This window comes from Pseudomonas sp. GW821-FHT01D09, assembly GCF_059422465.1.
The window spans coordinates 48,905-61,565 of the sequence record NZ_JBWKWY010000021.1 but is presented as its reverse complement, the minus strand read 5'-3'; the positions used below and the strand labels follow the sequence as shown (position 1 = coordinate 61,565).

The 12,661-nt window shown below is 56.8% G+C and carries 6 protein-coding genes, 1 tRNA gene and 1 pseudogene; 4 read left to right on the top strand and 4 right to left on the bottom strand.

Annotated features, from left to right (window positions below; translation table 11 throughout):
- The first annotated feature begins 9 nt into the window (after positions 1–9).
- From pheT to AC07W7_RS18195, 4 genes are all read left to right on the top strand, one after another.
- Positions 10–2,388: a phenylalanine--tRNA ligase subunit beta gene (gene pheT / locus AC07W7_RS18210; protein WP_495039843.1), complete on the top strand. Its 2,379-nt coding sequence runs from the start codon at positions 10–12 to the stop codon at positions 2,386–2,388.
- A gap of 3 nt (positions 2,389–2,391) precedes the next feature.
- Positions 2,392–2,694 carry an integration host factor subunit alpha gene (gene ihfA, locus AC07W7_RS18205; RefSeq protein WP_002553164.1) on the top strand — a complete coding sequence of 101 codons (303 nt, stop codon included), beginning with the start codon at positions 2,392–2,394 and terminating at the stop codon, positions 2,692–2,694.
- Positions 2,675–3,031, top strand: coding sequence for a MerR family transcriptional regulator (locus AC07W7_RS18200; protein ID WP_003174972.1), 357 nt, complete (start codon positions 2,675–2,677; stop codon positions 3,029–3,031). The genes ihfA and AC07W7_RS18200 overlap by 20 nt, the downstream gene beginning before the upstream one ends.
- A gap of 90 nt (positions 3,032–3,121) precedes the next feature.
- A tRNA-Pro gene (locus AC07W7_RS18195) sits at positions 3,122–3,198 on the top strand.
- 217 nt (positions 3,199–3,415) lie between these two features.
- Here the strand turns inward: AC07W7_RS18195 and AC07W7_RS18190 are convergent.
- The 4 genes and pseudogenes from AC07W7_RS18190 to AC07W7_RS18175 form a co-directional block, all read right to left on the bottom strand.
- Positions 3,416–3,679 (bottom strand): annotated as a pseudogene (locus tag AC07W7_RS18190) (IS21 family transposase); the annotation flags it as partial.
- The gene (locus AC07W7_RS18185) at positions 3,672–4,097 is read right to left on the bottom strand and encodes a hypothetical protein (protein WP_495039842.1); all 426 of its coding nucleotides are present in this window, start codon (positions 4,095–4,097) and stop codon (positions 3,672–3,674) included. The gene AC07W7_RS18185 and the pseudogene AC07W7_RS18190, both read right to left, overlap by 8 nt.
- A gap of 96 nt (positions 4,098–4,193) precedes the next feature.
- On the bottom strand, positions 4,194–4,427 hold the full coding sequence (locus AC07W7_RS18180; RefSeq protein WP_495039841.1) for a hypothetical protein: 234 nt from the start codon (positions 4,425–4,427) through the stop codon (positions 4,194–4,196).
- 862 nt (positions 4,428–5,289) lie between these two features.
- Positions 5,290–12,660 (bottom strand): SpvB/TcaC N-terminal domain-containing protein, encoded by a 7,371-nt coding sequence (locus AC07W7_RS18175; protein ID WP_495039840.1) that lies wholly within the window; start codon positions 12,658–12,660, stop codon positions 5,290–5,292.
- Between the last annotated feature and the right edge of the window lies 1 nt (position 12,661).

Below are 12,661 nucleotides of genomic sequence, written 5' to 3'. Positions count from 1 at the left end.
GAGAGCAGGATGAAATTCAGTGAACAATGGCTGCGTGGCTGGGTAAGCCCGCAGGTAAATCGCGATGAGCTGGTTGCTCGTCTGTCGATGGCCGGTCTTGAGGTCGATAGCGTTACGCCGGCCGCCGGTGTTTTCAGTGGCGTGGTAGTGGGCGAGGTGCTGAGCACCGAGCAGCACCCCGACGCCGACAAACTGCGTGTATGCCAAGTCAGCAATGGCGCGCAAACCTTCCAGGTCGTGTGCGGAGCGCCAAACGTGCGCCCGGGCCTGAAGATCCCGTTCGCCATGATCGGTGCCGAGCTGCCCGGTGATTTCAAGATCAAGAAAGCCAAGCTGCGTGGCGTTGAGTCCAACGGCATGCTGTGCTCCCAGGCGGAGTTGCAGGTTGGCGAAGGTAATGATGGTTTGATGGAACTGTCGGCTGACGCGCCCGTGGGCCAGGACATCCGTGTCTACCTGGACCTGGAAGACGCCAGCATCGAAGTCGACTTGACCCCGAACCGTGGCGACTGCCTGTCCCTGGCCGGCCTGGCCCGTGAAGTCGGCGCACTGTACGACGTGCCTGTCACGCGTCCGGTGGTTGCGGCCGTTGCGGCAGTCCACGACGAAGTGCGTTCCATCGAAGTGCTGGCGCCAAACGCGTGCCCGCGCTACCTGGGCCGTGTCATCCGCAATGTCGACCTGTCCCGGCCAACCCCGCTGTGGATGGTCGAGCGCCTGCGGCGTGCTGATGTGCGCAGCATCGATGCCGCCGTCGACATCACCAACTACGTGATGCTGGAGCTGGGTCAACCGCTGCACGCTTTCGATCTGGCCGAGATCAACGGCGGGATCCGCGTGCGCATGGCCGAGGAAGGCGAAAAACTGGTCTTGCTCGATGGCCAGGAAGTGACCCTGCGCAGCGATACCCTGGTGATCGCTGACCACTCCCGGGCCCTGGCCATTGCCGGTGTGATGGGCGGTGAGCACAGTGGTGTCTCGGCGACCACTCGCGACCTATTCCTTGAAAGTGCGTTCTTCGACCAGATCGCTGTGGCGGGCAAGGCTCGTTCCTACGGCCTGCACACCGATGCCTCGCACCGCTACGAGCGTGGCGTGGACTGGCAACTGGCCCGTGAAGCCATGGAGCGCGCCACTGGCCTGCTGCTGGAAATCACCGGCGGTGAAGCCGGCCCGATCACCGAGACCGTCAGCGAGCAGCACCTGCCGTCGATTGCGCCGGTGACGCTGCGCGCCCAGCGCGTCGAGCAAATGCTCGGCCTGGTGATTGAAGATGCGCAAATCGTCCGCCTGCTGACTGGCCTTGGCCTGGGCATCAGTGCTGATGGGGCAGGGCAGTGGCGCGTAGCAGTGCCAAGCCATCGCTTCGATATCAGCCTTGAAGTCGACCTGATCGAAGAACTGGCCCGCCTATACGGCTACAACCGCCTGCCGGTTCGTTACCCGCAAGCGCGCCTGGCCCCGCAACCCAAGGCCGAAGCCCGTGCGCACCTGCCAGAGCTGCGTCGCCTGCTGGTCGCACGCGGTTACCAGGAAGCGGTGACCTACAGCTTCATCGATCCCAAGCAGTTTGAACTGTTCAGCCCGGGTGTCGAGCCGCTGTTGCTGGCCAACCCGATCTCCAACGACATGGCGGCCATGCGTTCGTCCCTGTGGCCAGGCCTGGTGAAAGCACTTTCCCATAACCTGAACCGTCAGCAGGACCGCGTGCGCATGTTTGAAAGCGGCCTGCGCTTTGTCGGGCAACTGGACGGCCTGAAGCAAGAGCCGATGCTGGCCGGCGTCGTCTGCGGCAGCCGCCTGCCGGAAGGCTGGGCACAGGGTCGCGATCCCGTGGACTTCTTCGACGTCAAGGCTGACGTGGAAGCGGTGCTGGGCTTTGCTGGCGCGCTGGATGCCTTCGCGTTTGTTCCTGGCAGTCACCCGGCATTGCATCCAGGCCAGACTGCGCGCATCGAGCGTGAAGGTCGGCTGGTCGGTTTCGTCGGTGCCATCCACCCGGAATTGTCGAAAACTCTCGGTCTTGACCGTCCGGTCTTCGTCTTCGAGCTGGTATTGGCTGAAGTTGCCGCTGGCAAGATGCCTAAGTTCAGCGAACTGTCGCGTTTCCCGGAAGTGCGTCGTGACCTGGCCCTGGTGGCCGATCGTGACGTGGCGGCCAGCGCCGTGCTGGAAGTAATCCGAGAAAATGCAGGCGAATGGCTGACGGACCTCAGGCTATTTGACGTCTATCAGGGTAAAGGCATTGATCCGCATAGAAAAAGCCTTGCAGTTGGCTTGACCTGGCAGCATCCATCGCGCACTCTTAATGACGATGAGGTGAATACCACGACGCAAAATATCCTCACCTCGCTCGAACAAAGGTTGAACGCCACGTTAAGGAAGTGACGTATGGGGGCTTTGACGAAAGCTGAGATGGCGGAACGTCTGTACGAAGAGTTGGGTCTGAACAAGCGCGAGGCCAAGGAATTGGTCGAGCTGTTTTTTGAAGAAATCAGGCACGCTCTGGAAGACAACGAACAGGTCAAATTGTCCGGTTTCGGCAATTTTGACCTGCGGGACAAACGCCAGCGGCCTGGCCGCAATCCAAAAACGGGAGAAGAAATCCCGATCACGGCTCGCCGTGTGGTCACCTTTCGTCCAGGGCAGAAGTTGAAGGCCCGAGTTGAGGCTTATGCTGGAACCAAGTCATAACGACGAGCTACCCGTCATCCCAGGCAAACGCTACTTCACCATTGGTGAAGTCAGCGAGCTGTGTGCGGTAAAACCGCACGTACTGCGCTATTGGGAGCAGGAGTTTCCTCAACTCAACCCCGTCAAACGCACCGGGAACCGTCGGTATTATCAGCGCCAGGATGTGCTGATGATCCGACAGATCCGTGCGTTGCTGTACGACCAGGGGTTCACCATCAGCGGCGCACGCCAGCGTATGTCCGGTGATGAGGCCAAAGACGACACCACCCAATACAAACAACTGATCCGCCAGATGATCTCGGAACTGGAAGATGTACTGGTGGTTTTGAAAAAGTGAAACAAGCCTTTAAAATACTTCCACATTTCAAATGCTTGCGGTATATTCTTGATCGCTTCGTTACGAAGCGAACCCAGTTTCACGCCTAGTCGGGGCGTAGCGCAGTCCGGTAGCGCACTAGCATGGGGTGCTAGGGGTCGAGTGTTCGAATCACTCCGTCCCGACCATATTATTCAATGACTTAGCCCAATCTGAAAAGGTTGGGCTTTTTCATGCGTAGGGACTTTTACGGGGGGCATCCCGTTTTTCTCCTCAAGATTGTCAGCGCCGGCCCGCGAGAGTCGGTTGCAGATATGTAAGGAGGCGTCGGATTTGGCACCGCCTTGCAGGATGTTTGGCACAGGGTGTCTGCCTTAGAAACGCGGGATTTCGCGGAGTTTTTGGCACCGTGGGGCGGCGCAACTCGGCGTGAACCCTGGCCCAGTCGGGCATTGGACGCTGATCGCTGGGAACGGCGGGCGGCGGTGGAAAAAGCCGCTGTTGCAACTCGGCGTCCGTTAGCGAAGACGGCCAAGTCAGGCCGCTGGCAGCAAAACGATTGAGATACTCACCGACGCTGGCTCGACCCACTTGCAAGCTGACAGCGACCTGCCGGGCAGATAGGCCGACCTCGAATTTGAGACGTAGCACTTCTCGAATCTTACGCATGGATAACCGCTCCACGACGACCTCTCTGCTTCGATAAAAGAGGTCGATGGTAGTGAATTAATCCTGCGTTGCTGCCTGCTTTAAGGGTGGCCGGATGGCCGTGGAGTCCGCAGGCCTCCTTTGCCGCCATACCAGCGCCCGCGAGAATAGTCGGATCGGCGTTGCGCAGGGCGCTTGACTGGCCGATAGCATCAATACTCGACTTCGCGGCCTTTGGACTGAGACCACCAGCCAACAAGGCTTCTGCACCGCCCAGAATAGAGTCGGGATCATTGCCATACGACTTTGATACTCGGAATATCTCTTTGCGCATATCTTCATTTTGAGCCGGCGACATGTTGGCCGTCTGTCCCAACTGGATCATCCTTCGGTCAGTCTTGGCACTATTTGCTACCGACAGCCCAACACCGATACCCAACCCAGCTCCGGCTAAGTGACCATTAACGCCCGACATCATTCCCCTGAGGGGGACGTGCTTAGGTCGCTCTCGTTGAAGTGCTCTTTAGATGCCATCTCAAACCCCCTCGACTTTAGGCTTCAAGAGCGCCAAGGCACCCGCTGGGTTACGTACGCCAATGCCCATCAGAATCTTCCTCATCAGTGGATCGTTTCGTTCCAGCTGTTCGATGTTTAGCGGCAACTCAAGCACCTGGCCAGCCGCGAGTGCCTCGACGATGCGGATGTCATCATCGATGGAAAGCGTACCCATGTTGATGTGGGACATCTCTGCTGCGAGCAGTTTGTCCAAACCCAGGACGAGGCGGTTGACCGTAAATTAAGGTAGGGCGCTGATCAACTCATCGTTAGTGGCGTAGCCCAGTCGCACGGCCTCGGAAATAGCGATGAAGCACTCCCGGAATTGCCAGGCGCCCCATTGAAAGCTTAGCTTCACGCGCGTTGTGCTTGAGGTGCTCACTGTTTTGCCGCAACTGGTCTAGGTAGTTCGCCCATTATTGAACCGCCTCCCGGCGCTGCACTAGCAGTTGAGGGCGCGCATACACAGCGTCCAACGCACCGCTACGACCTGAGTTGTGATCAGCGGGTGCAGGAGCGAACGGTTCAGTTTGGTGTAGGGCAGGGAGGGCCACAATGGCAGTTCTCCATTCCCGGTCAAGACTATGCTCCAAGAATGGTCTACGTCTCTTGCAATGGTTTTTCGGATCCTAGTGGAATACGCAAGTGAATGCGCCCTGAAAACGCCATCTGGGCTGACCTGATCAGCAACCATGACAGAGACTTGCGTGCTGCGGGTTACTTGCTGGACAAGGAGCCGCCTACCGACGCAGCGGGCGACTGAAATCGATGGGTTGCTGCCGCATAAGTGGCAACCGGTTTAATCACGCAAGGCGTGATGCCCGGACGCATACCCTGCACTCGCCCTGCTAGGGTTTGTACGTATGTTTTATCATGACACCGCGCACCACCAGAATCGGTCGCAAGCCTTGTATGAATAGTCATATTGGGGAGTATCCAAGTTGGAATCGAGCACTTCCCAGGACCAAATAAATCGGGTCTGACGCTATTAACGAATGATACGAATGGCGCCACTGAGCTGGCGCCATTCGGGCAACGGCAGGGCTGGCCAACGAGTGCGAACACTTCGTTATCCATTAATGCCTTTCAGGGCTGCGTGCTCTCTCTGAACCTGAGTGTGGGCTGGAGACGCTGGAGTCGACCCTGGGCCTTCGATTGAGCCCCGGCGTGGGCGAGTTACTGCGCTTATACTGATGAGATTTCATGCTGCCCAGTTTCGGTGGTCCTGGCGTAAAATTTGGCCCCCAAGAGGCGTGTGGCTGCGTTGCCGTCAGGTTACTGTTGTAGTTCACCCCCAGCGCGTGGTCGTTGTACGCAGCGTCCTCACTGAATTGCTTGGCACTGAAAGTCCCCTCACCTGCAGGCGGCCGTTTACCCCCTTTAAAGTCTGTCACAAGCTTTTCATTCCGAGATCCACTCGGCAGGAACGCAATCAGTGTTCCCGTGGGTTCGGTGACACTGCGACCCAGATTAAAGAAACCATTAAGAATGCTTTCATTCATACCCATCACGCTTTTGCTGGCTATATATTTAACGCCCCCTGTCGGTACAAAAACATCACTGAGATCGAGTGTCTTAAGACTGGACATATCGGTGATCTGCGGGGTAGCCCCCGCAACATCCTGCTGCCCCAAGGCGCGCGAGTATTCGTACGAAGGGCTTGCCGGCAGTTCCTTGAAGCCAGCATCGATACCCATCACTTGAAACTTGCTCAATCCGTAGCCCGCGTGGGGGTTGTTGAATACAAGTGTGTCAAAGCGATCGCCATCGGCATTATCCTGGGCCCAGTCGGCCAGAGCTGCCCAGCTATCGGGTGATGTCACATCCAATTGGTTGGGGTAGTAGTGTAGGTTCGCGGGCCCGTTTTCTGGCCGGGGAGTGATGTCGTATTGTGTGACCATGATAGTTGCGTCCGGATATTTTTTCGCCAGCGCAGTGGAGTAGCTGAAATCTTTGCCTTCGCCAGCAACCAAAACTCGTAGCATCCCGTTAGGGTCGGAAAAAATGATTGGGTTGTCACCGACATAACAATAGAGATTCAAGCCATCATCCGGACCGGATGGGTCGGCACTGAGCCAGCGCCCAATGGACGGCTGGTAGTAACGTGCGCCGAAGTAGTACAACCCCGTCACTTCGTCACGCTCTTTGCCTGCATATCGATAACGCTTCAGTTGGACATCCGTTGCATTGTCGCCGGCGATGAAACTTGTCCCTCCGTAGGGAAAGTACTCTTCATAAGTAATGATCTTGCCGGATGAGTCCAGCTCCATCACGGCCGACCCCAGATAGTTCTCCAACTGGTAGCGCAACTGTGGCGAAGCCACGCCATCGCCTGGAGACCCCACAGTCCAGACCAGACGCTGCGCCAGGCAGCGCTCACCATCCATCACGCGAATCGTGCGGTACTCTTGGGTTAGTATGTTATTGATCAAGCGCCGGCGAATCTCCAGGCCATTGATATAGACAGTATCGTCCAGCATCTCGGTCGCACCGGCACTGCCGAACGTACGGGTAACCTTGCGCAGCCGGACGCCATTGGCATCATAAACGTAGAACGAGGTGTCGTTGGTACCGTTGCTGCGCGTAACCAGGGTGATATTGGCGAGGCGATCGGTATAAGACCACTGAGCGCCTGATAGCCCAGCCCATCGCATCTGATTGCCAGCGGCGTCGAAGAACTCATCGACCCGGGTGGGATCGGTTGTCAAAGTTGCGTCGACACCGTGATTGCTGGTTGTCGATATCGTCACCGCCCTGTTCGTCGATATCGCGGCTTGATGCTGTATGCGCAAAAGGTTTCCGGAGAGATCATAGCTGTAGGTTCGAGTGTAGTTTTGCAGGGCCCGGCCGTCATTCAACGCTGAGAGGGGGATAAAGTCATTGCCGCCGTCACTCACTCCAGGGTGTTCACGACCACTAGCGCTGATCAGTCTGTAGGTCGCGTCATAGGTGTAGTTGGACTGCGGGTCGACTCGCTGGTTGGCATTGAACACCACCTGTTGAGACGCGTCGTCGATAGAGGTGATGTTGCCAACAGGATCATAGACATAACTCAGCGCCTGGAGCGTTCTACTATCCAGGGTATGTTGTGAAACTAACGCCTGGAGCCTGAACGTACTGGGCTCGTAGGTATAGCGCGTTGTCACGCCATTGGCATAAGTGATCTGTTGGCGCTGGCCCTTGGCGTCATAGGTGATGCTGTCAACATACACTTGGGCGATACCGGTATCTGCTGGTGTCAAACTGACTTGGGACACCAGGCCGGTTCTTGCATAGGTATAACTTACCCGCTCCGCCGAGACATCATTGAGGCGTCGTAACGCTTGGGTTTCTACCCGGTTCAATGCATCGTAGGTCCAGTCGGTCTGGAATTTCTGCGTGTCATCCAGTTGCTTCCAATCGGCTTCCCGAGAGAAGTCGATTGCCAATTGCCGGGTCTGACTTAGCAATTGCCCTTGAATCGAATATGCCAGATTGACTTCAAGCCCGGCACTGTCGAACAGCGTGTAGGGCTGACCCCGTAAGTTAAGTCCCTGGGCATCGGGAACTGACTCGCCGTACTGTATCTTGCGTACCGTGCGGCGTTCCGGCTCATGGGCCTCAATGACTTGAACTTCCAGCAAGCGCCCCAGGAGGTCATAACGACTTGTCTGGATTGCTCCCCGGCTATCGGTGCCCCAGATCGGCTTGCCTGATACATTATTGATAACCCAACGAGTGCCGCTGTCGACACAGGTACTTTTGATCTTCTGTCCATCAAGGGTAAAGATCACCCTGATATTTTTTAAACCCTGTGTAAGCATCCTGTCGTCTGCACTGTCCAGCAATTGTCCTTGGATATCGAAGTAGTTGAACATAGTCAGCCCGGCGTCTTCCAGACGCTGGTTCGTGGCCTGGGGTGCAAGCAGCTTGGTCACCCGTATGGCCTGCCCCAAGGCATTGAACTGGCGTACTGTCGGGGTGTTGAAGAAAACAGCGGTCTGTTGCAGCGCTGTGCGCTCCCGAGGATCGAGTGTCGGGTCATCGATGTGGGTGCGGTAATAATCAGAGTCGAGCACAGTATCGTTGGTGTCGAACAAGTGCTCGGACCATGGGCAAAACAGGGTCTTTGTAAAAAAACCTTTGGGGGTGTCGACGCGGATCTTACGGTTGAGCGGGTCATACCGAATCAGTGGGCTGACCCCGAAGCGAGAAAGCTCTTCATTACTGATATAGCCTCGGCCTGCACTGTAGACGGGCTCGTACTGTCTGATGGGATTGCCCTTGTTGTCATAGACCGTCGCTCCCGAAACGACCCAGCGCTCGATGCTATGAGTCGAGGTGACCGAGTGATTGGCATTGACTTGCCAGCTCGGCCCTGGATCGACCAATGCCTGACACTGGACAAGGCGATTGAAGCCATCGCTGTACTGTATTGAGTATTGGACACGACCAGTTAACTCGTAGGTTTCAGCTTGCAGGGTGGTGGCGTGGACAGGGACTTGGCTGGGCACCATCGCTAGTCGTGCCCCAACCGCTGATGCGACTTGAGGCGACAGACCTGGCAATTGCAATGGCGCACCAAGGGGGCGTTCGCGCCAACGCTTGAGCATGGCGCCACTGCGGCTTATATAGTGTTGACCAACGAGGGACTCCCACACGTTGGACGATGTGTCGTCAAGCCCGTTCAAGGCCTGAGGTGTGATCCGCCCGCACCAACTGAAGAGATCGTAAGCGGTGTAAGTCGCAGCGCCTTGCAGGTAGGTTTGTGGCTGCGAAAGTGCCGTCTCCAGGTCGAAGGGCTGCTCCCTGCGATCAAGGGAGAGTGATTTGAAACCTACGGGTTGTTTACCTTGCATTCCTCTGAGCGAGGTTGCGCAAACCATACCAAGTGCATCGCAGAGTGTCTGCGATACTGTCTGGTTGGGATCGGTAATTTCCCACGGGGCGAGCGTTCGGTAGTCGATACTGGTAACGTTGATCACGTTACCCAAAGCGTCTTCACTGCGCACAAGCACCAAGTCATAGGGGTCATATTCTAGGGTCTGTGTCGCACCAAACGGATCGATGATGCTGCTGGGCAGATAGTAGTGATCTGTGTCCAGAAAGGTCTGGAGCAGGCCAGGGTTCCACCATAGGCCATCGTTCTCGATATATTTTCCGTTCTGTGCCAAAAGCTGTGTAAGGTCGGCCGCGCTCAGGACACCGTCATAGGCAGTTTGAAGATCAGTTGGCGTTGCCAATGCGGTCCATTGTTGACAGAGCAACCCCTGAGCGCTCGTTTGCCCCAACGGCAACGCCGTTTTTGTTTCAGGGCTCCAGTAATAGCTGCGGTACCGACCGAACAAGGTCAAGTCGGCCTCGGGATCCGCCAGGGCAGTGTCGATCAGGTGGGCAAGCTCCTCGACCGTGTAGGTCTGGCCCGAAGAGGGGGGCGGTGGCGCCCTTAGCAACCAGTTGTATGATTCCACCGGCTGCCCCAGCAAGCGCACATCGTTCCCTGTCAGGTCAACGTACTGGTTGGTATTGCTCGTGACGAAACATTGCGATTGTTCCGGTAATCGAGTGGCGATGTCGGCGCGACGCGGATAGGCGATGCTGGCTCGTCGCAGCACACTGCCGTAGTCGTCGACCTGTAAGGTCATGTCCTGGGTTATACGCGGATCAGCCGGATTACGTTCGTAGTGCAGGCTCAGCGTTTGCAGTGGATAAGCGAAAAAGACGGCATGCTGCTTATCGAGTGGCCGTTGGATTTGGCGTACGTCATAGCCGTTTTCCACAACATGATAAGGCGTGCTCTGCGCATCCGTCGAATCCAGACCATAGATTTCCTGTCGCAACTGAAGACCCTTGAGTGCCAGATGAGCCTGACGAACGGACTCTGTACTCGGCTCTCCTAGCCATTGGAAACGGGCAGGCATAACCCTGGGGGCGGAAGCGTCAGCAGCGAAGTAGTCATTCACAAACGCGTCACATAGGCTGCCATCCATCCAGGCTCCGGTGTGGTACCAGGTGCGGGTCAGAGATGCAGGGGTGTGGATTTCTGCGGTGCCGGAACTACTGCGCAGGTACTCTTCCCGGCTTTGTGTATCGGTATGGTCGACCTGCCCGAAACCACAGAACTGGCGCTCGATAGGGTCATAGTAACCATGGCGATAATTGTAGGTTGATACCAATCTTGTCTGCGAGACACTGTCTATGGCATCGATCCGGTCCACGACCTGGACCGGAAAGGGCAGCTCGGTTACCCAGGGGCGTCCATCGCGCCGATCACGTAGCGCGTAGGTAGTGGAAGGCTGGTAGGAGATATGGGTCGACGCCCCCATGTTGTTATCTACTCGATTCAACAGGTAGGGTTTGCTGCGAGAGCCAAAGTCATAAGCCAGCGGCCCCGGCAAATGGGCATCGCTGAAGACCAGTGCGGCGCTGCCGTTACCACGCACGTCAGCGAACTGGATCTTGCTGCCAGGCCCCCAGGTGTTTGGCAGAGGTATTGCAATCGCCTCGGCAAAAGCATTACCGCTGTGGTTCATGTACAGGTCGATATGATCGGGGTGGACATACAACAAGTCGACCGTTCCGGAGCCATCGATATCGGCAAGGAACAGGCGGTCGATGGAGAAGTCCTCACCGAACTGCGGAGCGTTACCCAACTGGACCCTGCTGCCGAAACGTCCAAACCCGAGACTGGGCCATACCTCCACCGAGCCGTTGGCAATGCGTACCAGATGCTCGCGGCCTGATCCAAACATGTCGGTCATCTGCAAGACCACGCAAGACGAATCTTGGGTTGTCAGCGGAACCCCATCGTCGCGTGGGCGCACGAGCGCCGGCCCGTAGCCTTGAGTACCCAGCGAGGGATAGATACGCACTGATTGATCATCCAGGTACACGACATCGTTCAGTCCGTCACCGGTGAGATCAGCCATCAGGCTATGGGGCGACAGCAGATCGCGAGGGACCGCAGGCAGCACCTCGAAAGGTGCCCATCCGCCGTTTGCCAAGGCCTGGGCATAGCGTGAACCATCAGCACTGACGGCGACCCACGCCGGGCGACCGCAACCGGTTATATCCAGCAGAGTCGAACTCCCGTTGAGCCCCAGGCTCGGGAAGGTCGCGGGCGCAACAGGAGGGGTATAGAGAATGACTTCATCGCTGTTGTCATCCGTATCGATGTGCTTGCAAGGCCCTTGGGGGGCCATATACAAGACGGTACTTTGCGACTGAAACAAAATACCGGGGAGTCCTTGCCCTTGTAGATCGACAAATCGATACCAAGGTGCTGATCCAACTAACGGAGCTGGCACCTCATCGCTCCGACGCAATGCTTCGAAGCGGCCACTTTGCGGTGCGAAGTGGGTGTAGCCAAACTCCAGCGGAGGTAGCGCTTGGCTGGTGTAATCCTGCACTGTGGACTGACAACCCTCCGCCTCGACCATGATCAGCCGCGAGGCGACCGGATTCTGGTCGTAGGTGAATCGAGTCAGCCGAACCAACACCGGCTCGTCGCCCAGCTCCTTGAAGCGATGAAACATGAGTATGTGTTGGCACAACCGGTGAGTTCGGATCTCAAAGCCGGCCGTGTAGGTCGAAAACGGATCTTGCCGTGCCGTCCATTGGGCATGCGCCGGTGGTAAGTAAGGCTGTGGGGGCAATGGATCAAGTGTGTATTGGCCGTAATCGAAAACGACCTCGAAATGCCATTCGGTGGTGGCCAGATCTTCGATCGAAAACACCGGCGTGTCGTTTCCGTAAAGAATGCGCTCTGGGTATCGATTGGTCGTCTGTACGCGTCCCTGTTCGTAAATGGCAGTGGCAATATTGGCGGTATTTTCAGCCTGATAGGTGTACAGCGTTGCGTCGCCATGAGCAGTGATTCGATCTTCGAGCAACCAGGAAAAAATATGCTCCGGTTGTGAAGGATCTGCGATACGTGCGTCAGCCGTTCGACCGAAATGAGACTGCACGTTGCTCGCGTCGATGATTCTCCAGAAGCTGCTTTGTGTCAGCGTGTTGATCCACTGCTCGATCAGTGCAAAGCCACCTTCATGGCAAGGTAGATATCGCTTGATAATGAGGCCGTCCTGCTCGCGGGACGGGGTCGAACTGTCTATAACGAGCGGCGTTCCATCAGGTAGGACATAAGTGTCGGTACCGTCATAAAGGGGTTGCCCGGTGGATGTACGGCAGGCAATCGCCGGGATATCGACATTAAAGCCTAATCCGAAGATGCCATTGCCTGCTGCCGACTGGTACTGCAGCGAAAGTGCAGGGGCGCTGCCCTTGCAAGCGGTCAGAGCTATTGGAAGAACCAGCGTTGCGGCCCCTGTAAATGCATTGGCCGAAAACGTTTCACCGAGACCTTGAATGGCACCGCCGCCCTTTGGCAGGGTAACGCTCGATGGTTTGATTCGCGGCTCCTGCACAGCAGGAGTGTCTTCAGTGGTGTCGGGCTCGAGAGATGTCATT

Coding starts and splice junctions, on each gene's coding strand:
- pheT (WP_495039843.1), top strand. CDS start 10: ATGAAATTCAGTGAACAATGGCTGCGTGGCTGGGTAAGCCCGCAGGTA.
- ihfA (WP_002553164.1), top strand. CDS start 2,392: ATGGGGGCTTTGACGAAAGCTGAGATGGCGGAACGTCTGTACGAAGAG.
- AC07W7_RS18200 (WP_003174972.1), top strand. CDS start 2,675: ATGCTGGAACCAAGTCATAACGACGAGCTACCCGTCATCCCAGGCAAA.
- AC07W7_RS18175 (WP_495039840.1), bottom strand. CDS start 12,660: ATGACATCTCTCGAGCCCGACACCACTGAAGACACTCCTGCTGTGCAG.